This is a genomic window from uncultured Vibrio sp. (genome assembly GCF_947488985.1).
GTDB lineage: Bacteria > Pseudomonadota > Gammaproteobacteria > Enterobacterales > Vibrionaceae > Vibrio.
On the sequence record NZ_CANLBV010000004.1, the window covers coordinates 49,808 to 71,352 of the forward strand.

Sequence of the window (21,545 nt, forward strand, 5' to 3'; positions counted from 1 at the left end):
TAGGTGGCTCCTAATTTATAGAGAGGCCGCCATCATAAATTCTTTAAACAAAATTTGAGAGAAATGATTCGTTTTTGCTTTCCATTCTGGGTGCCACTGCACGCCAACAAAGAATTTTTGCCCTGGAAGACTAAACGCTTCCACTAAACCATCCGGTGCTTTAGCTTCTACGGTCAGTTGGGGAGCTAATTGGTCAACCCCTTGGTTATGAAGCGTATTAACCTCAAAAAAGATAGTGTTTTCCCAATGATTTTCAGTCAGCCATTTCTCAAACAAACTTTGTTTTTGCACCAATACCGCGTGTGATGGTGCGTACTTTTCTTCAAAATCTTCGGCCTCACTCTCTCGATGGTCGTTGAAACCTGAATCATGAACTGCTGGGTTCAGTGAACCACCTAGAGCAACATTCATCTCTTGAAATCCACGGCAAACACCAAAACACGGAATGTCTTTGTCTATCGCTTGACGGATCAAAGTAAAGGAAAGCTCATCTCGAGCTTCATCTTTCTTAGACTCTTCATGAGTGCCGTTGTAATGATGTGGTGCCACATTTGAGTGGCTCCCAGGAAATAAAAAACCGTCGCAGATGTTAAGAAGACGCTCAACATCTTCACTTGCCATATCCGGAGCCAATATCAGTGGCAATCCACCAAAGTCTTTCACAGCCGTGAGGTAAAAATTATTCACTGCCTGTATTTGATAGCCACCCAATTCTTTAGCGCAACTAACAATTCCAATAATGGGTTTGCTTGTTCTAGACATGTTACTTCCGCGTTCGATTTATTTAACACCCACACTACAAATCACGTACAAAATTATCAACGCCGATGTTCGATATTATGACCAAAGCGTGACCAAACCCACTTTTTCGGTCAAAAAAAAGACTAATCTTGGACATTATATTGAGCAAAACACAATCAACTGTTACAAAATAGTTAACAAAAACATCTTTCAATAAAATGGTAAATTTCAAAACAATCAACACAAGCCCATGTATTAAAAGGAAATGACCTTTAAATATAGACTTTAGTCTAATTAGTACAATTGACTTGTTTCTTTTTTGTTACTTTCAATTTACCAAATAGAGGCTAGTTGGAGAACACAATGGAATCGTATCTACAGGAAGTTAAAAATTTTCGACAAAAATGGCCCAACATCGAGTTTGTTGATCTGATTTTTACCGACATCAATGCCACACCAAGAGGCAAGCGCATCCCAGTAAGTGCACTACACAAGCTGCATAAAGGAATAGCTCTTCCCCTCTCGACAATTACTTTAGATACCAAAGGTAATGTGGTTGAAACAGCAGGGCTAGGTGAAGAATTGGGAGAACCAGACAACATGTGTTTCCCAATTGCGGACACATTAATGCCTACCGCTAAAGAGCAAGTGGGCCAAATAATGTTGAGTATGATGGATGAGTCAGCCTACACACCAAACCCGCTCTTTATTCGTAATATCGTCAGTGAAATTCTCGAAAAGTTACACGCTAAAGATCAACATCCATGTGTTGCCTTAGAGCTAGAGTTTTACTTAATCGACAGGAAGCGGGGTAAGATGGGAGCGCTACAAACTGCCATCAATCCAAACAAAAAATCACGAGAAAAAGATACCGAAGTCTATGACTTGGACGGTTTGGATGATTACGCAGACTTTTTGACCGATCTTAACAAAGTCGCTCAAGAGCAAGGGTTAAATACTTCGGGGGCACTATCAGAATCCGCCCCAGGACAATTTGAAATTAACTTCAACCACTCTAAAGATGTACTACGAGTGTGTGATGAAATCATCATCGTCAAACGCCTAATTCGTCAAGTTGCTAATCAACATGATTTCGATGCTACCTTCATGGCTAAGCCATTTAGTGAACAAGCTGGTAACGGTATGCACATCCACCTTAGCTTGGTGGATTCCAACGACAATAATCACTTTAGCCAACCTGACGGCCAACCAAGTCACCTCTTTTATCAAACCATAGCAGCGATGCTTGCTCAAACATCTGACTCCATGGCCTTGATTTGTCCTAACGTTAACTCCTATCGCCGCTTTGTTCCGGGTGCTTACGTACCAACGAAAGCAGACTGGGGCGAAAACCACCGTGGTGTCGCTTTACGCGTTCCTATCAGTGACAGCAAAAACCGTCGAATTGAACATCGTATAGCCGGAGCCGACGTTAACCCTTATATTCTCGCTGCCGTAGTACTTTCCGCAGTATTGGCGAGTGAAAACTATACCAAAGACCAATGTCCAAACTCTCTCAGTGATGATGCAATTGACCTACCATTGCGTATGTCAGAAGCGCTCGACCAGCTAGAACGTAGTGAACTAGCCCCGTACATTTCGAAGGAGTTTGTCGATATATATTTAGCTTGCAAACGGAGTGAACTCGCGGAATTCGAACGTGAGATCACCCCACTAGAAATCGACTGGATGTTGCATTCAGCTTAAATAAAGGAAATATAAGTATGACGACGCAAACTAAGGCGCTGGACGCGCCGCTGAAAATCAACAGTCAACACCTAATAGTCTATCTGTTAGTGGTGGCGACCTTCGTTTTTTTCACTGTACTGGGATTAAACCATCAACAAGGTGAGTCCTACGGGTGGATGAGCCTGCTGCCGACGGCGCTTGTTTTAGTGTTCGCTTTAGCGACTCACCGCACCGTCGAAGCACTCTTTAGTGGCGCGATTGCCGGCGTGCTGATGCTCAACCCAACCGAAGCCGTTGAGCAGATTGTTGGCATCTCGATGGATGTGATGATGGATGAAACCATTGCTTGGATCATCCTCGTGTGTGGCCTAATGGGGGGATTAATTGCGATTCTCGAAAAGGGCGGCAGCATCTTAAGCTTCTCGAATATGTTGGTGACCAAGGTTAAGAGCCGTAAGCAATCGATGCTGATGACCTTTTTGCTCGGCATCATGATCTTTATTGATGACTACCTGAACGCTATTGCTATCTCTTCATCGATGAAAAAGATCACGGATGGGTACAACATCTCGCGCGAAAAACTCTCTTATCTGGTTGACTCCACCGCTGCACCCATCTGTATTTTGGTGCCAATCTCAACATGGGCAATCTTCTTTAGCTCACTGCTTGAAGCGAATGGTGTTGCTGAAGCAGGCGAAGGCATCAAAGCCTATATCGAAGCGATCCCATACATGGCTTATGGTTGGGTGACATTGATTATCGTGTTGCTGGTTGCGTTAGAGAAAATTCCAGATCTGGGAGCGATGAAAAAAGCGGAAGAGCGCGCGAAGAACGGTCAAGTACGCCCTGAAGGCGCAACAGACATCGACTTCGGCGAAGATATGGCATCAAACACCAGCCCAACAATGGGACTGATCAACTTCTTATTGCCGATGGTAGTATTAGTTGGTGCAAGCTGGTATTTCGGCATTGACCTGTTAGCGGGTGTGTTTGTCGCGGTTATCTTCACTATCTGCTTTTATGGTGCGCAGCGCCTGATCTCAATGAACGATATGTTCGACGCGGTATACGACGGGATCAAGGTAATGCTACTGCCATTGGCGACCGTTATTGGCGGTTTCATGCTTAAGTCAGTGAACGACTCGCTAGGGGTAACACTGTATGTTATCGAGACAGTCAGCCCTTATCTATCGGCCTCTTACTTCCCTGCTATTATCTTTATCATCACTGGTGCATTGGTGTTCGCCACGGCATCGTCTTGGGGTACTTTCGCGGTGGCTATGCCAATCGTATTGCCACTCGCTGAACAACTAGGGGTACCTCTTCACCTCACTATCGCCGCGCTACTTTCTGCATCTGCAGCCGGCAGCCACTCATGCTTCTTCAGTGATTCAACGGTATTGTCCGCTCAAGGCTCGGGTTGTACTTCAATGCAGCACGCCACCACACAATTCCCTTATGCTGTGATTGGTATTATTGCAACCACTCTGTTCTTCTTGGTCATCGGATAACCAGTCCCATACCCGTCGTAGAGTCGTAGACAGAGTTATTAACTGCGATGGGGATGAGAAAACTTTGACCACAAAAAATAATGCCTTATCTGCTTTTACTCGAAAGAGCACTAGATAAGGCATCTTAATTTGTGGTTTGTAGATTGATGAATACCATCCACCTGTCTAAATAACCGAACTGAGCTGGCTACCTGCGCTGCTCATCCGTCTTCAAAGTTTGCTTTTCACGCCACAGCCTTTAATCACCAATTGCGTGATAAATTCAGCAGCATCAGCATAATCCTTATCATCAAGCTGCTCTTTCTGCATCACGCTGCAAATCTGCCAGCCAAAATCGGCGTAGGTTTGGGTTGCCGCCCAGATAGTAAACATCAAATGATGCGCGGGTACATCATCCATTAAGCCTTGCGCCGACCAAGTAGAGAACTTATCAAGGATCATCTGGGATTGCTTATACAGCTCGTCACCAATGTCTTGTGGCAACACTTTCGCACCGGACATCACTTCATTGGCAAAAACTTTCGAAGCATGGGGGTGGTCGCGAGAAATGATCAGCTTGGTTTGAATATATTGAGACAAAGCTTCAACCGGATCACAGAGCTTTTCGATAGGGCGAGAGGCTTCCAATAAAGGCTGAGTGACAGTCTCAAGCACCGCATTATAAAGCTTGTCTTTAGAGCTAAAATAATAGAATACGTTGGGGATGTGGGCCGCTTTTGCGATGTCCGCCATTTTGGTTGCGGCATAGCCATGAGTGGCGAATTGCTGACACGCGACCTCAATGATTAAATCTTGATTCTTTTGTCTGATCCTAGACATATTCTATCCTTTACGACTTACGACTTACGACTTACGTCATAGTAATAAACGAGATTCATTAGTCCAGAATATAATGCCATAACTTAAGGTCAACGCATTGATCGTTGTCCTCATTACCACTCTAACCTTTAGTTAGAATTGTATACAATTAGTAGACCTTTAAGAACGATGCCGCATCCGCGGTATTTATCAAGCCAAAAGCGCACATTCCCATGATACCGTTCACTGTTACCCATATCACTCACCACTATCAACATCAATCAACACCCTTAAAAACTTACAAATCATTTCTTTACACAAAATATCTTAATGTAAAATTAAATAAGTAAAAACAAATGATGTGCAAATGTTAAATAGTCTTTGATTGTTTGCAATTTTTGCCATATAAATAAAATTAGAAATACAATTCTGTATACAAAATTATATCTTATTGTTCAAAGGAGATGATAATAATGAATGACGTGAAAGAGAGAGAAGCAGCACAGTGTATGCAAGTGGTCGGCAATATAGACAACGCCAAGTACAAAGAGATCTTATCTAAAGAGGCATTAACATTCTTAGCAGCGCTGGTGAATAAGTTTGGCGATCGCCGTGATGCCCTGCTCAATGATCGCGACATCAAACAAGTTCAATACGACGAGGGCGAGTTACCCAATTTCAGAAAGGACACCCTTTCCATTCGTCAGAATAAAGAATGGAAAGTGGCCACGCCGCCACCAGAGCTGCTCGATCGCCGTGTAGAGATCACCGGCCCCATCGAACGCAAGATGGTGATCAACGCGCTAAACTCAGGCGCAAAAGTCTTCATGTGCTGCTTTGAGGATGCCTCTTCTCCGACTTGGGCCAGTATGGTCGAAGGACAAATCAACCTACGAGACGCTAACCTTGGCACCATTAGTTACTTCGACGAGAAGAAGCAGAAGCGCTACCAGTTAAATAACGATCCCGCGCTACTGATCGCACGCCCACGTGGCATTCATTTGCCAGAGCAGTCTATTCAATTCAACAATCAGCCTATTGGCGGTTGCTTGATGGATTTCGCTTTGTACTTTTTCCATAACTATCAATCGCGAGCGCAACAAGGTTTAGGGGTTTATTACTACATTCCAAAACTTGAAAGCATGGAAGAAGCACAATGGTGGGACGATATTTTCAGCTTCACCGAACACTATTTCAACGTAGCAAAGGGCACGATTCGCGCGACCGTATTGATTGAAACGCTACCCGCAGTATTCGAGATGGAAGAGATCTTGTATGCGATGCGCGATCATATCGTTGCGATGAACTGTGGCCGTTGGGATTACATCTTCAGCTACATCAAAACGTTGAAGATGCATAAAGACCGCATCCTACCCGACCGTCATGGCATCGGCATGGATCAAGAATTTCTCAACGCCTATAGCCAGCTGCTGGTGCGTACTTGTCACGCTCGTGGCGCACTGGCAATGGGCGGCATGTCAGCCTTTATTCCGGCCAAAGATCCACAAGAGATGGCGCGTGTGACTGCCAAGGTCATCGAAGACAAACAGAGAGAGTCGCAAAACGGCCACGACGGAACTTGGGTGGCGCACCCTGCACTGGTTGATTTAGCGATGTCGATATTCGATAAGCACCTTGATGGCAAGGTCAACCAAATCGATTTCCAAAGTCCAGAGCATGTGATCAACGCAGACGCGCTGCTCAAACCTTGTACAGGCAGCCGCGATGAGGCAGGGGTTCGTAAGAATATACGCATTGCGCTTTACTACATTGAAGCATGGATTCAAGGTCACGGCTGCGTACCTATCTACGGCCTTATGGAAGATGCCGCAACCGCTGAGATCTCAAGAGCCAATATTTGGCAATGGATTCACCATGGCGTCACGCTCGATAGCGGCCAAACCTTTACCAAATCACTGTTCCAGTCTTGGCTCTACCAAGAGCTAGAGACGATAAAAAATGAAGTCGGTGACGTGCGCTATGCCGCTGGGCGATTTGAGGAGACAGCCGATCTCTTCTATGAGCTTTCGACCGCGCAAGAGTTTGCCGCCTTCTTAACGCTACCCTGCTATGAGCTATTGCAAGAAGCGTAATACCAATCGTCGTCAATAACTGGTCACTCTAAAACGATAAAACCGAAGCCTGTGAGCTTCGGTTTTTCATTCTATCGTCTAAAACAGCCGCTCAGCGCTACGCTACTCGTAGGCACTCAACCAGGTTTTTAGCAGCTGGTTAGTATTCTTCTTTTGACTTACGGACAGCGATTTGACCAATTTTTTCTGCATTTCAACATGCTCTGTCATCATTTGGTCAATCAAAACCAGACCCTCTTTGGTTAGCTGAACACTGACACTGCGCCTATCTTCTTTGCTATGTTCACGCTTGATCAGCCCTTTGGCTTCTAGCTTATCAAGACGATTGGTCATCGCACCCGATGTCAACATCATCGAACCAATCAGCTCCGAGGGCGTCAGTCGGTAAGGCTTTCCAGAACGTCGTAACGTCGCCAGCACATCAAACTCACCAAGCTTCATGTCGTATTTTTTATGCAGCTCGGCAACTTGCGTCTCCATATACTTGGCAATACGCATGATCCGCCCCATCATTGCCATAGGCTCGGTTTCTAACTCAGGCTTTTCCTTTGCCCATTGCTCCACTACGCGGTCGATAGCATCCATTTGCAATCACGCTCCGTTATTCGTCTTAGTCATTTCAAACTAGTTTAACATAAAGATACTTTACAACCACTAGTTCTCAGTATAGAGTTCACGCCATACTTATCTTAACGTAAAGATATTTTTCAAAATGAACATATTATTAGCAATGATCCCCGCGTTTTTTTGGGGAACGACCTATGCAGTGACGCAATTTACGCTACCGGAGTGGCCACCATTATTATTAGGTGCTTTGCGTGCACTGCCTGCCGGTTTGTTATTGCTATTGATCAAGCCGACCCTACCTAAAAAAGGGGAGTGGCAGATCATTTTCACCCTAGGCCTTATCAATATCGCGACCTTCTTTGGCTTGATCTTCGTGATGGCGCAAACCCTACCTTCGGCCATCTCTGGCGTGGGTATGATCTCAGTGCCTGTCTTTGCGATGATTTCCCACTGGGTGGTGAAAAAACAACGCCCTCAATTGATTCAAGCGATATCAGGTATTGGCTTAATCTCTTTGGCGTGGGCTCTGTTTAATCCAAGTCAGTTAACACTCAACCCTATCGGTTTAGGCGCCATGTTTACCGCTATCATGTGTATCGTTATCGGCAGCAGCATAACTAAATCTCTGGGTAGCCGTATGCACTGGTGGAAGGTGTTAACGTGGCAGTTGATTCTCGGTGGGGCGATCATGTCAGTGGCTTCAGGATTCCAAGCCTTCGCTGATCCTCAACCTTATGTGAATGCCGCAAGCCAGTTCGATACCCGCAACGCCATCGGGTTGCTATGGGTCATTGTGCTGAATACGGCGCTGGGTTACGGCTTGTATGTGTGGCTACTACAGCGTATGTCGGTGGTGGATTTCACCTTTGGCGGCATCGCGAACCCGGTTGCGGGCATCGTGACCGGTATGGTATTGATGGGTGAATCATTTACGCCACTCCAATACTCGTTAATGACAGGCATGATTCTCATGTCGCTGATGCCGCAAATCATCACTGTCATCAGGCAGCCCAAAGTAGCTAAAGCGGTGACTCAGTAACTCGCTCTATCATCAGCAATCAACCATAAAAAAGCGCCAATATACTTTCAACTAGGAAGAGTGTGATACTGCTAGACAAAAAGTGATATTGGCGCTTTTTATTTGTCTTATCGAGAGTGGCAGACCCGAACGTTAACGCCAGCTAAATAGGCGTACTTCATTGCCCTCTTCTGGCTGCCTAGGGATATTGAAAGACAGCGCCAGAGAAACCGCCGCCATTGCCGCACCGATGTAGAAAACCGTAGCAGGAGACGATAACCAAATCACACCAAACACCACTGGAATAACAACCGCAGCAATATGGTTAATGGTAAAAGAGACCCCCGCTGTGGATGCCATATCGGCTGGATCGGCAATTTTCTGGAAGTAAGTTTTGATCGCTAATGCTAATGCAAAGAACAAATGGTCGATCACATACAGTGCCGCCGCCCATTCTGCGCTTTGCACCAAACCATAACCGACAAAGACACCAATCAAGCCAATATACTCAAAGATCAACGCCTTGCGCTCGCCGACCACACCAATAAAGCGCCCAATGCGCTTCGCAAACAAGAAATTAAACAGGTAGTTAACTAAGAACAATAACGTAACGTCTGCGGCTGAGTAACCAAACTTCTCAACCATCAAGAAGCCCGCAAACACGGTGAATATTTGTCTTCTTGCTCCGCTCATAAACGTCAGTGCGTAGTAGAGCCAGTAACGCTTTCTCAGTACCAATTTCTTATTTTGTGGGGTCTTGGTTTGAAACTCAGGGAAGCCAAAGGTCATCACCAATACCAACATAAAACCAATGCCGCCGCTGATCCCATATACCCAAGCAAAATCGAGCTTAAATTGCTCCAACATCACCCAAATAGAACCATAAGTGAGCAAGGACGCCAATGCGCCAACAGAGAGCATTTTGCCCAACATCTCTGGCGCTTCTTCCTTACTCAGCCATTGCAGTGACAAAGACTGCTTAAGCGTTTCAAAGTAATGAAAGCCCGTCGACATTAAAATGGTCGTCAGCAGTAGGCCCGTCAGTGAAGGGAATAAACCAGTGATCGCCGTCCCCACGGTTAACATCATCAAGGAGACCAACATAAAGCGTTGCTCACGGATGAATGCCAGTACAAACACCACGGTAAACGCCAAGAAGCCGGGGATCTCGCGCACACTTTGCAGCAAACCAATATCCGCACCATCAAAGTTCGCTTTCTCAATCACGAAATTATTCAGCAGCGCCATCCAGCTCGAAAACGCGATGGGGACAACAATTGAGATCAGTAATAAAAAATTTTGCGGCGTTTTCCAGCTCGCCGTTTTATCGAACATTGACGGACTCCTGTTCGTTTAATTGGGGGTTTCGTTGAATTGAGTGAGCACTCGACAAGTCAACTGCTCGGTATAGGGATTAATCTTCCAGTGGTTGGGGCTCCAACCTTTGACGAAGCGCTGAAAATCAGCCCATGCCACGTAAAACATCGGTCGCCATGCCGCTTCAATATCATCGAATGCAAGCTGTGGCTGGTAATGGCTAAGCGCCTCTTTTAAATGTTGAAAGTAACGATCTAAGATCGTTGACTCTAACGCCGTGCAATCTTGCGGTCGCACGGCGCTGCTCATGAACAAGGCGATGTCTTTCATTGCACAGCCATGGCCGACATATTGAAAATCGACGGCCGCCGCGCGTTCACTTTGTGCATCAAAACAGAAATTGGCGAGCTTGGCGTCACCATGGACTAAGGTGGGGTAAGGACATGCTATTAATAAACGATCGATGTGCTGCGCTTGTTTCTTAAGGGGTAAGTCGGTTAACGTCGCAAGCTCATCGGGACGAGTATCTAAATGCCAATAAGTGCCAACAGGCCATAACGACGCCGACTGCGTTTGATCAATGTCGATATGCTTAGCATGGAAGTTAGCCAGCCATTTAAGACAAGCGTTACGCTGTTTAGACGCTAACTCTTCAACGTCAGCCTGCGGCTCAACCGTGTTAAGCACATCAAACTGAGAGGTCAATGGAAAGCCTATTTCCGCCAGATCTTGCATCACGATAAGCCACTCGTGCTCTTGTTGTGCACAGTGTAGCCCGAGCGGCACCGGGCATCGCTCGTCCCACTGCTGGCTAAACAACTGATACCAGGCTGTTTCAACTTGGTAAGAGTGTACCTTTCGTTGATGCGAGAGTTGGCTATTCCAACCTTTGGGGTGCACGGCTTTATCCGGCAGAGCGACGTGTTTCACGATAACGCTGCGACAACGGGCTTCGCTGTCATCAGCAAAAACCAAACGTACCAGCTCGCCATACCCGCCCCATAACGGCTGAATCACTTCAATATCAAACGCTTGATCACAGCCAAGTGAGGCTGCAATTTGTTGATAGAGTGTAGGTTGCGTTTTAGACATACGGATTATTTTTATGCCTCTGACGCTAATAGATGCGCCCATAGCTTGTGCCTATTCATGTAGTGCACAACGTAGCTGCACACCGGAATAATGGTGAACCCGGCTTGTTCAATTTCAGGTAATACCGACTCCATCATTACCTTACCAAACCCCTTACCTTGCAGTTCGTCAGGTATACGAGTTGAGGTGATATGTAGCACATCTCCCTCCTTTTGGTACTTAACCACGGCGAACTGGTTGGGTTCGAGTTCAACCGTGATCTGGCTTGCTTGTTGATCCCATTTTGTGATCTGCATCTTTAACTCCTACAAATAATTGATACGACAAACAATAAAAGTTTGAAGTATGCCGCCCTTATAATAAACTATTTCTTGTGCAATCAAATACAACTAAGTGCTTACAAACCAAGTAAATAATGTTGCCAGCGAGTGTGTTCACAAGACTCGATAAGCATCAATGTACAGTACTCTCATTCAATATTGCTCATTATTATTAGTCATAAAAAATTAACGCATGTTGGCGCATGGAGCACACAATGAATACACCTCTGGAGCAGAAACCGGTACCTCAAGAGCCGAGTAATCGCACTGTTTCTACCATCAATAGCACCGACGCGCTGGCGATGATTGAACACGGCAGTGAATTAACATTGAATGTATCAACGCCGGTCGGGACTAAGTTTCTTGCCACATCTAAGTTCATCGGTACCCACAGCAGCAACAGTATCGTCATTGAGGTGCCCGAGGTTTCAAGCGATGACCTGCGTTTTTTCTTTCAAGACGGTTTTTGGATGAATGTTCGCGCATACTCTTTACGAGGCGAAGGCGCGCTTATTCACTTTCGATGTCAGATTCTTCATACCATTGGTGAGCCCTTCCCTATTGTCGTTCTTTCTACACCAAGCACGATGCAAGTCACCCAACTGCGTAAAGAAACACGCTATGAAGTGAACCTAAGTTCGCGAATTATCTTTAACGATCAACGCATGAACTGTGAGATTCGCGACCTTTCGAAAAGTGGCTGTCGATTTGTGACGTCACCGACCGCTCGCCCAGTGCAAATGGCCGATCGCGTGTCGATTGAGATTACGCCCGAGAACTACAATGGCCCATTGATTCCGCCATTGATAGGCACTGTCTGTAACCTGCAAAAATCAACCCACTACGCTCGATACGGAGTGGAGTTTGATGATATCGGCCGAGCGAACGCCAAACACTTGCTGGCGAAGCTCAAATTCGATGGAACGAAGCTCTGCTTACGTAGCGCTTAATGCCGTAATATCGAAATACGGAATATCATTTAATGCTAGGGATTTTTACTCCACCGCCTCGCCGATTGCTATAAAGCCCAACGAAAAAAGCCATCGACTCTAGAATCGATGGCTTTTGCGTTAGAGAGATTGATCTGATTATCTAAATTTCAAACTATTCAGTTATTTACGTAAGGCATTCAGTTTCGCTTGGGCGATGCCAAAGATAGTATCGATTGGGTAGCTCCCCTCTTCACTGGCTTCACCAGCGGCCTTACCTGTAAACAGCTCAATCGCTTCCGTTACATGGTCAATGGCCCAGATATTGAATTCCCCCTTTTCAACCGCTTTTACTATATCACTGCGCAACATCAGGTTATGCACGTTCGAACGCGGGATGATCACCCCTTGCTCATTTGAACGGCCTTTAATTTCGCACACATCAAAGAATCCTTCGATTTTCTCGTTCACGCCACCAATTGGCTGAGACTCACCGAACTGGTTCATCGAGCCAGTGATCGCGATATCTTGACGATTGGGTTGTTTCGAAAAGGCGGACACCACCGCGCAGAACTCAGCCATGCTCGCACTATCGCCATCGACGCCACCATACGATTGTTCGAAGGTAATATTAGTGGTCAGTGGCACCTTGGCTGTTTTACCAAACACCGAAGAAAGGTACGCAGATAAGATCATCACCCCCTTCGAGTGAATGCTGCCGCCGAGATCGACATTTCTTTCGATATCAATCACTTCACCATCACCATAAGCGGTGGTTGCCGTGATTCGGTTCGGTGCACCAAACATATGATCTGTGGTGCTGAGTACCGAGAGCGCATTGACTTGCCCTACCGCCAGCCCATCAACATGGATCAGCGTCGTGCCATTGGTGAAGGTTTCCATCACGCTGTCTTGCAATCGCCCAACACGCATCTGTTGATTGGCTAATGCTTGATCTACGTGAGTAGCACGAATCAGATTAGACTTCGACCCTCTTGCCACGTAATTGGACTCACGCAACAGGTTCGCAATGTGTGCCGAGTGCAGCGATAATTTACCTTGATCACCCGCCTGACGAGAGCTGTGCTCAATAATGCGGGCAATCGCTTTGCGATCACAATGCAGCATGTTGTTGTCGTGTACGATACTCGAAATGAAGCGTGCGTAATGCATTTCAGAGTCCGCTGTACGCTTCATCTCATCTTCAAAGTCAGCCGTCACACGGAACAACTCACCAAACTCCGCATCGTAATGCTGCAACAGCTGATAAGTGCGGTAATCACCAAACAGAATGATTTTGACATCCAACGGGATAGGTTCGGGATCAAGCGATACCGCTCCGGTTAAGGTCACCTCTTTTTCCAGTGAAGTGAAACTCAATTGACGTGAACGCAGCGCTCGCTTCAAGCCTTCCCAAACATACGGTTGTTCTAGTACCTTAACCGCATCCATCAACAATACGCCGCCATTAGCTCTATGTAAGCTACCGGCGCGAATCAATGAGAAGTCTGTAAATACAGTGCCCTTAAAGGTGGCCGTTTCAACATGACCAAACAACGAATGGTAGTTCGGATTCTCTTCCACCACTATCGGTAGGGTCTGCTCCTTCTGGCTGACAATCACATTCACCTTATAACGACGCGGCATTTTCTTATCCAACGAAGCGGTCGCAATCTCCGCTTGTTCGGTACTTTCCTCTAAGAAAATATCTGCGTTATCAACAATATCTTTACGTAGTGAGGTGAGGTATTTTTTGACCTCTGGATACTGGTTGTAATCTTTCTTAAGTTGCTTAATGAAGTGGGTAATCACATCGCGCGCCGTGTCATCATTCAGCTTTTGAATTTTCTCGGTGTAGGTTTCTTCAAGCTCGGTCAGTTCACGAGAAATGGTACGTAAGCTAACCTCCAAGGCATCAATGGTTTTATCGAACTGGTCTTGCTCTTGTGGAGAAAGCAACTCAAAGCTCTCTTCTGTATGAAGATCATCACCATTCATTGCCACAAACTGATAATCGCCCTGAGTGGTGATCGTCAGGTTGATGCCTTTATCTTTCGCTTCTTGGCTGATCGTTTCCAATGCCGCTTGTTGCTTGGCTGCCAGTTGGTTTTTAAGCCTATCCGCGCGGCTAAAATACATCTCATTATCAAAAGCGAGCGGCATTGCTTTGAGCAGTTTACGCATCAAGTTTTCAATGTCTTGCTTTAAGCTACTGCCGACACCGCTGGGCAATTTAAGTACCTTAGGGGTACGAATATCTTCAAAGTTGGCGATATAACACCAGTCAAAAAGCTCTTTAGTCTCTTGCGGGTGTCTATTTAGATAACGCAATATCATGGTGCGTTTACCTAGGCCATTACGCCCTATCGCATAAATGTTGTAACCCTTTTCCTTGATTGACATAGCGAACTCAACGGCCTTTTGTGCACGTTCCTGTCCGACAATTTCGTCAATGGGAGCCAGTTCTTTGGTCGATTTACATGGTAACGTATCAAGTTCTGCTACCTTATACAGCTGCTCTTTCTTGAGTCTTTGCATCGCCATCGCCGCCTCCTTAGTCCTGTATTACTTGGGTATAGATATCATCAGTGTAGATGTAATTTCCTATAAATTTAGTGACTTACGCTACATCGCTGTTCAACCGTACAAATAACACACAATTTGGGCTTATTTTACCTTAGCCAAGGTCTTTATTTGCGAGCGAATAATGCAATGTTTGACTCGCAGGCAAACGACGGGCCCCAATTCAATGTGGCATTGGAGCAGTTTTAAAATAATTTGAAAAAAATGCGACTCGAAGGGAACTAATCATGACTAACCGCGTCTTATAAGTACATTCGGATTAAATTCAATATGGATTGACTCTAGAATGGATATAGCAAAGCTGGTTTGGCCGCCAAAAGAAAAATGTCGCATTCGTGCGACATTTTTCGTTTCTGAAGAGAAATAGACGACAACACTAGGTGACATTGTCACTTGTTGTGTTGCATTATTGGATTCGCGGTACGAAGATTTGGTCGACTCTCTAACAATTAAATCAATCGAAGGTAATTGAGCTTCATGCCTCTCACCGGATAACAGATTCAAGATTGACTGAGCACACACCTCACCAATCTCTTCAATCGGCTGTCTCAAGGTCGTTAATGCTGGCGTGAAATACTTCGACGTTGGCAAGTCATCAAAGCCGACTCTGATACGTCTGCTGGCATTTTATAGCCTTCAAAACAATTACCCGCATCAGGCTGACTCGAAAGCCCCTTAGTATGAGCGATATTCACATGCCCTTGTTGCAATAAGTGCAGGGTTGCCATGTAATCACCCAACACATTATCAATGTTAAGAGCGAACATTATCTGCAACCATATCATAGCCCACCGCAACCACCAGAATACAAGGGACCACCAGCAAACCATCCACTTCAGGTCGAACACCTAAAATCTACTGTGTACCCGTAACATATGTCCAAGATGAGGTACCAGACAGCCATTGCTAACTCTTTCATGCACTTGACCATGTAGTCATAGAGGATAAGCCCATTAGTTTTTGCAGTCTCGACGATACTGTAAAGCATCGCGCTCGCCTCAGTACCATTTGGTGTGTTCGAGAACAACCAGTTCTTCCTACCAGTGACCAGCGGTTTAATTGCGCGTTCAGCAGCAAAAGAAGAGAGCGAAGCCACCATTGCGACCGTTATAGGCAAAATTATTAATTAAAGATCAGTAGCTTAGATTGAATAATGCGTAAAATATCAGCTTGAAATCGCTTTCATTTCATCAATAATGGCGAGGGCTATCACGGAAAAGCGTGTGTAAAAATGAAGGAAATATGGTGCAGTTTTGATTGGTTTTCATATATATGAGAAGCCTCAAAATCTAAGGTCGATTTTGAGGCTTATTGGTCTGAGTTAAACACCCAATTATCTAGAATCAAGCATTATCTAAAACGAATCTAGAGATTCTACGCCCATATTGAACAGCGTAAATGCATAGGTATCGGCAGTGAGATCGATCGCTTTACTCAGCGGCATTCCCGCACCGTGACCTGCATTAACATCGATACGAATCATCACAGGCGCACCACCTTCATGCTTGTCTTGCAGCTCTGCGATGAACTTATAAGAGTGTGCTGGCACCACGCGGTCGTCATGATCAGCGGTCGTGACCAAAGTTGCTGGGTAATCGCCCCCTCGCACCACATTATGAACCGGAGAATAACCAAGCAGGTATTCAAACATCTCTCTGTTTTGCGCTGACGTGCCGTAGTCGTACGCCCAGCCTTCGCCAGACGTGAATGTGTGGTAACGCAGCATATCTAGCACCCCAACAGCAGGCAGAGCCACTTGGAAAAGCTCCGGCCTCTGTGTCATGCAAGCACCCACTAGCAAGCCACCGTTAGAACCGCCGCGAATCGCTAGCTTGTCACGGCCGGTGTAATTTTCTGCGATTAAGAACTCCGCAGCAGCAATGAAATCGTCAAACACATTCTGCTTTTGTTGTTGTGTACCCGCTTTGTGCCACGCTTTGCCATATTCGCCACCACCACGTAGGTTCGGCACCGCATACACACCACCGAGTTCCAACCAACTGCCCACTGTGCCTGAGAAAGAAGGCGTTAGGCTGACGTTGAAGCCGCCATAGGCATACAACATGGTGGGGTTATTGCCGTCCAGTTTTAATCCCTTCTTATAAGAGATAAGCATCGGAACCTGAGTGCCATCTTTTGAGGTATAGAAAACCTGCTTAGACTCAAACTTGTCCGATTCAAACGGAGACTCTGAGCGCTGATAAATTTCTGAGCTGCCCGATTCAACATTAAAAGAGAAAATAGTGGGCGGCGTAACATAGTTGGTGAAGGTGTAATAAAGCTGAGTTTGTTCTTTTTTACCACCTAAGCCACTGGCCGTTCCCAGACCGGGCAAATGGATTTCACGAACTCGGTTACCTTGATAATCCAACTGCTCAATTTTCGACACCACATCCACCATGTAGTGAGCAAACAAATAGCCACCACCAGTGCTGATGTCTAACGGCTGTGGCTTTTCTGAGATGATATCTCGCCACTGCTGGGTACGTGTATCAAAGCTCACCACCTTACCGTTCGGCGCATCGAGATTGGTGTATAGAATGAAGGTCTCATCTTGGTTATCGATGAGATACGTATCGCTATCCACATGATCAATCAACGTATTCAGCGATTGTTCTGATGAGCTTAAGTCGATATAAAACAGTCTGTTCCCCGATGTTGATTCTTTGCCAAGAATAATTAGGTAACGATCGTCTTCGGTGGTGTAGCCTGATACATAGCGGTGCTGCTCGGCGTTGTTCGCACCAAAGATCACCTTGTCGCTCGCTTGCTCTGTGCCCAACTCATGGAAGTACAGCTTGTGTTGCTCAGTACGAGCAGAAAGCTCACTGCCATCTGGTTTGTCGTAGCTGGAATAATAGAAGCCGCGATTGCCTAACCAAGAGATGCCCGTAAATTTGGCGTCGGTGATTTCCGTTTCGAGCTGTTGTTTGGTCTCGGTATCAATCACGAAGATCTTGCGCCAGTCGCTGCCGCCCTCAGAAATGCTGTACGCCACTAAGCTGTAGTCTTTCGAAAATGATACTGAGCCTAGAGATGTGGTGCCGTCTTCCGAGAAGGTATTCGGATCTAGGAAGACTTCAACCTGTTGACCCTCTTTCTGACGATAGAGAATACTGTGATTCTGCAGGCCATCATTCTTATAGAAATAGGTGTAATCACCTCTTACAAACGGCTGCGAACTCTTTTTATAGTCTTGTGCTTTCGCCAGTCGCTCTCGCAGTTCCACGCGATACGGGATTTGAGCGAGGTAATCGAACGTGACTTCATTCTGGCCCGCCACCCACTGCGCGGTTTCGTCACTTCTGTCGTCTTCTAGCCAACGATATGGGTCTTCGATTATCTGACCAAAATAGTCATCGCTGACGATCTGTTTATTGGTGATTGGATATTGATACTCTTTTAAATAGCTCATCGTGATCCTTATTAAAAATAGTGAGAAATCGTCAGATAACGAGTTCTAATGTGTTCAATCAATAACTTAATCTTGTTAGGCGGCTGACGCGTAAAAGGGTACACCGCATAGATACCGAGCTTCTTACCCACTAAGTCAGGGAAGATGTCCACTAGCTGACCGTTGCGAATATCGTGATAAACCAGACAACGCGGCACGTACGCCACACCATGCCCGCCTAATGCCGCTTTTCTTAATGCGGTTGCGTTGTCGGTCGAGAAAGACCCCGAAACACGCACGATGTATTTGTCGTTGTCGGTACAGCCGTCTTTACTGTGCAGGAACTGCCACTCGCTGGCACCCGTTGTTTGATAGGCGTATTGCAAGCAGTTGTGCTGCACTAAGTCTTTCGGCAGCATCGGCTTGCCGTTTTTGGCGATATAAGATGGCGAAGCACACACCACCCATTGCGAATCCAATATATGGCGAGCAATCAAGCTTGAGTCTTCCAGATAACCGGTACGAATCACCAAGTCGAGACCATCCTCAACCAAATCAACAAAACGATTGTTCAGAGACATATCGACCGTTAAACCTGGGTGCATATTACAAAATTCGGCAACAGCGTCTGCGAGTATCAAATCTCCGGAGATAGTAGGCACTGACATTTTGATATGACCGCTGACATTTTCACCAAAGCCTGAAACTGCGTCCATAGCCTCTTGAGTCGCCTGCTTCACATTTTTGGCTCCGTGCAAAATTGCCTTGCCCGCCTCGGTCAGGGTCAATTTACGCGTAGTTCGATATAATAATTGCACGCCAATCTCCTCTTCCAATCGCGCAATTCTCTTACTAACTACCGAATTTGTAAGGTTATTTTGCTCTGCGACCTTACTGAAACTGCCCAGTTCTACTACCTGTGAAAACAGGATCAAATCGTCTGCTCGCATCTGATTATGCCAATTTTGGAATTAATTATTTTCATTATTTCCCTATATCAATAAAAAATAAAGGGGTAAATTCACACTAAATTAACAAAATAATCACAAAAGAGTCATTCCAATTACAAGATTCGCACCCAAATGGTTCCCGCTTAGAGGCCAATAGCGATTCAAAAAATGACAACCCATAACGTGTTATCTACTTCAAACATGAACGTTTGAAAACAGTACGAGGAAGTACCCATGAGTGAAACTCTACTAGCTCTATTGGCCTTTTCACCAATAGTTGTTGCAGCGATTCTACTGGTTGGCCTGAACTGGCCAGCGAAAAAAGCGATGCCAGTGGCATTTGCACTAACCGTTGCTATTGCCCTATTTGCTTGGGATATGTCTGGCACTCGCGTGTTGGCCTCTGTATTTCAAGGTTTCGGTATTACTGTGTCGGTTCTCTGGATTGTGTTCGGCGCCATCTTCTTATTAAACACTTTGAAACACACCGGAGCTATCACCACCATCCGCAACGGCTTCACGGACATATCCGCTGACCGTCGTGTTCAGGCGATTATCATCGCTTGGTGTTTCGGTTCTTTCATTGAGGGTGCATCTGGCTTCGGTACACCAGCAGCTATTGCCGCTCCGCTACTGGTTGCTATCGGCTTCCCAGCACTTGCTGCGGTACTGATGGGCATGATGATCCAATCAACGCCAGTATCATTCGGCGCGGTTGGTACGCCAATCATTGTTGGTGTGAACAAAGGCTTGGACACACACAACATCGGTGAAAGCCTGATTGCTCACGGTTCTACTTGGGATGCTTACCTACAACAGATCACATCAAGTGTCGCGCTGATTCACGCTTCTGTTGGTGTGATGATGCCAGTGTTGATGGCAATGATGCTGACTCGCTTCTTCGGTAAGAACAAAAGCTGGACTGAAGGTTTAGACATCCTACCGTTTGCGCTATTCGCAGGTGCTGCTTTCACCATTCCTTACGCACTGACGGGTGTCTTCCTAGGTGCTGAGTTCCCATCACTAATTGGTGGTCTGGTTGGCCTAGCGATTGTGGTTACTGCAGCAAAACGTGGCTTCCTTGTTCCAAAGTCAAAATGGGATTTTGAAAGCGAAGATAAATGGCCAGCTGAGTGGTTAGGTTCGCTGAAGATCGATCTAGACGACAATTCAAACGGTAACCAAAGCCATAAGAAGATGAGCATGACGATGGCATGGGCACCTTACGTGCTGTTAGCGGTGACTTTGGTTGCAAGCCGTGTGAGCCCTGAGTTCAAAGGCCTACTTAAGAGCGTTAGCCTTTCATTCAGCAACATCCTTGGTGAGACAGGCGTAAGCACAGCGATTCAACCTCTCTATCTACCGGGCGGCATCTTAGTCTTCGTCGCGCTGGTTGCGGTTCTCATGCAATCTCGCAGCGCAACGCCACTGGCTAAAGCGCTCGGTGAATCAAGTAAAACACTGATTGGTGCAGGCTTTGTGTTGGTGTTCACCATCCCGATGGTACGTATCTTCATTAACTCTGGTGTGAACGGTGCAGATTTAGCAAGTATGCCCGTAACCACGGCAAACTTCGCAGCAGACCTAGTCGGCAGCGCATTCCCAGCCTTAAGTGCAACAGTGGGTGCATTGGGTGCTTTCATTGCAGGTTCGAACACAGTATCAAACATGATGTTCAGCCAGTTCCAGTTCGAAGTAGCGCAAACTCTGACTATCTCTAGTGCAGTTGTCGTTGCCCTACAAGCCGTTGGTGCAGCAGCAGGTAACATGATTGCGATTCACAACGTGGTAGCCGCATCAGCAACCGTTGGCTTGCTAGGACGCGAAGGTGCACGCTACCGCGACATGCATTCAGGAATGAGTGGGCCAAACGCCGCTGTACGTCGTGTATTCCAATCTATGCGTCATCCTAGTTGGGCCGTTGATGTTGGCTTGTTGGGTAAACCGCATGACCTAGGCAACATCTCTACTTATCGTGGCTCTCCTACCAAACTGGGAGACTACATCGGTTGGTTGGGTGACAACTTCGACCCGTCGATTTCATGGAAAGACCTAGAGTGGATCCGTGATTTCTGGGATGGCCCAATGGTCATCAAAGGCATTCTTGATGAAGAAGATGCAAAAGACGCCGTTAGATTTGGCGCAGACGGCATTGTGGTTTCAAACCACGGCGGTCGTCAGCTTGATGGTGTTCTATCAAGTGCCAAAGCATTACCTGCAATTGCAGACGCAGTTAAAGGTGACATCAAGATTCTGGTCGATTCCGGCATTCGCACGGGCTTAGATGTGGTTCGAATGATGGCATTGGGCGCAGATTGCACCTTGCTTGGCCGATCTTTCGTTTACGCATTAGCAGCGCAAGGACAAGCAGGGGTTGAGAACCTACTCGACCTTTACGACAAAGAGATGCGCGTTGCCATGACATTAACAGGCGCAAAGACAATCAAAGACTTAACTCGTGAATCTTTGGTGGGGCTAGATTAACCCGCCACGATCCAGATGAAGATTCAGACTCAAGCTTTGGTCTACTTAGACTGAAGTTC

The 21,545-nt window shown here is 46.2% G+C and carries 13 protein-coding genes and 5 pseudogenes; 7 read left to right on the forward strand and 11 right to left on the reverse strand.

Going from position 1 to position 21,545, the window contains the following annotated elements; all coding sequences use genetic code 11:
• Positions 1-15 precede the first annotated feature (15 nt).
• The gene (locus Q1A70_RS01655; protein WP_299686339.1) at positions 16-762 is read right to left on the reverse strand and encodes a gamma-glutamyl-gamma-aminobutyrate hydrolase family protein; all 747 of its coding nucleotides are present in this window, start codon (positions 760-762) and stop codon (positions 16-18) included.
• Between the two features lie 342 nt (positions 763-1,104).
• On the opposite strand from Q1A70_RS01655, the gene Q1A70_RS01660 reads away from it, so the two are divergent.
• A complete protein-coding gene (locus Q1A70_RS01660; protein ID WP_299686337.1) occupies positions 1,105-2,448 on the forward strand; it encodes a glutamine synthetase family protein in 1,344 nt (447 codons plus the stop codon).
• Positions 2,449-2,465: 17 nt separating this feature from the next.
• A complete protein-coding gene (locus Q1A70_RS01665) occupies positions 2,466-3,941 on the forward strand; it encodes a Na+/H+ antiporter NhaC family protein (RefSeq protein WP_299686335.1) in 1,476 nt (491 codons plus the stop codon).
• Between the two features lie 210 nt (positions 3,942-4,151).
• Here Q1A70_RS01665 and Q1A70_RS01670 read toward each other — a convergent pair whose 3' ends face one another.
• Entirely contained in the window at positions 4,152-4,760 is a 609-nt protein-coding gene (locus Q1A70_RS01670; RefSeq protein WP_299686333.1) for a TetR/AcrR family transcriptional regulator, read from the reverse strand.
• Between the two features lie 449 nt (positions 4,761-5,209).
• On the opposite strand from Q1A70_RS01670, the gene aceB reads away from it, so the two are divergent.
• The gene (gene aceB, locus Q1A70_RS01675) at positions 5,210-6,832 is read left to right on the forward strand and encodes a malate synthase A (protein WP_299686394.1); all 1,623 of its coding nucleotides are present in this window, start codon (positions 5,210-5,212) and stop codon (positions 6,830-6,832) included.
• Between the two features lie 102 nt (positions 6,833-6,934).
• On the opposite strand, the gene Q1A70_RS01680 is transcribed toward aceB, so the two are convergent.
• Positions 6,935-7,417, reverse strand: a complete 483-nt coding sequence (locus Q1A70_RS01680) for a MarR family transcriptional regulator (RefSeq protein WP_299686331.1) — start codon at positions 7,415-7,417, stop codon at positions 6,935-6,937.
• A gap of 127 nt (positions 7,418-7,544) precedes the next feature.
• Here Q1A70_RS01680 and Q1A70_RS01685 point away from each other — a divergent pair, with 127 nt between their 5' ends.
• Entirely contained in the window at positions 7,545-8,438 is an 894-nt protein-coding gene (locus Q1A70_RS01685; protein WP_299686329.1) for a DMT family transporter, read from the forward strand.
• Between the two features lie 132 nt (positions 8,439-8,570).
• Here Q1A70_RS01685 and Q1A70_RS01690 read toward each other — a convergent pair whose 3' ends face one another.
• The 3 genes and pseudogenes from Q1A70_RS01690 to Q1A70_RS01700 all read right to left on the reverse strand — a co-directional run bounded on the left by Q1A70_RS01690 (position 8,571) and on the right by Q1A70_RS01700 (position 11,122).
• Positions 8,571-9,752: an MFS transporter gene (locus tag Q1A70_RS01690; RefSeq protein ID WP_299686327.1), complete on the reverse strand. Its 1,182-nt coding sequence runs from the start codon at positions 9,750-9,752 to the stop codon at positions 8,571-8,573.
• Positions 9,742-10,868: pseudogene (locus tag Q1A70_RS01695) on the reverse strand (phosphotransferase). The gene Q1A70_RS01690 and the pseudogene Q1A70_RS01695 overlap by 11 nt, the downstream one beginning before the upstream one ends.
• A complete protein-coding gene (locus tag Q1A70_RS01700; protein ID WP_299686325.1) occupies positions 10,838-11,122 on the reverse strand; it encodes a GNAT family N-acetyltransferase in 285 nt (94 codons plus the stop codon). Before Q1A70_RS01700 ends, Q1A70_RS01695 begins: the two are co-directional and overlap by 31 nt.
• 239 nt (positions 11,123-11,361) lie before the next feature.
• On the opposite strand from Q1A70_RS01700, the gene Q1A70_RS01705 reads away from it, so the two are divergent.
• Positions 11,362-12,096, forward strand: coding sequence for a flagellar brake protein (locus tag Q1A70_RS01705; protein ID WP_299686323.1), 735 nt, complete (start codon positions 11,362-11,364; stop codon positions 12,094-12,096).
• A 162-nt stretch (positions 12,097-12,258) separates the two neighbouring features.
• On the opposite strand, the gene Q1A70_RS01710 is transcribed toward Q1A70_RS01705, so the two are convergent.
• The 5 genes and pseudogenes from Q1A70_RS01710 to Q1A70_RS01730 form a co-directional block, all read right to left on the reverse strand.
• Entirely contained in the window at positions 12,259-14,619 is a 2,361-nt protein-coding gene (locus Q1A70_RS01710; RefSeq protein ID WP_299686321.1) for an ATP-binding protein, read from the reverse strand.
• A 456-nt stretch (positions 14,620-15,075) separates the two neighbouring features.
• A pseudogene (locus tag Q1A70_RS01715) lies at positions 15,076-15,459 on the reverse strand (substrate-binding domain-containing protein); the annotation flags it as partial.
• Between the two features lie 34 nt (positions 15,460-15,493).
• Positions 15,494-15,730, reverse strand: a pseudogene (locus Q1A70_RS01720) (transposase); the annotation flags it as partial.
• Positions 15,731-16,012: 282 nt separating this feature from the next.
• Positions 16,013-18,073 carry a prolyl oligopeptidase family serine peptidase gene (locus Q1A70_RS01725; RefSeq protein ID WP_299686319.1) on the reverse strand — a complete coding sequence of 687 codons (2,061 nt, stop codon included), beginning with the start codon at positions 18,071-18,073 and terminating at the stop codon, positions 16,013-16,015.
• An 11-nt stretch (positions 18,074-18,084) separates the two neighbouring features.
• Positions 18,085-19,002 (reverse strand): LysR family transcriptional regulator, encoded by a 918-nt coding sequence (locus Q1A70_RS01730; RefSeq protein WP_239848138.1) that lies wholly within the window; start codon positions 19,000-19,002, stop codon positions 18,085-18,087.
• A gap of 234 nt (positions 19,003-19,236) precedes the next feature.
• On the opposite strand from Q1A70_RS01730, the pseudogene Q1A70_RS01735 reads away from it, so the two are divergent.
• Positions 19,237-20,835, forward strand: a pseudogene (locus Q1A70_RS01735) (L-lactate permease); the annotation flags it as partial.
• Positions 20,830-21,486 (forward strand): annotated as a pseudogene (locus tag Q1A70_RS01740) (L-lactate dehydrogenase); the annotation flags it as partial. The pseudogenes Q1A70_RS01735 and Q1A70_RS01740, both read left to right, overlap by 6 nt.
• Positions 21,487-21,545: the final 59 nt, after the last annotated feature.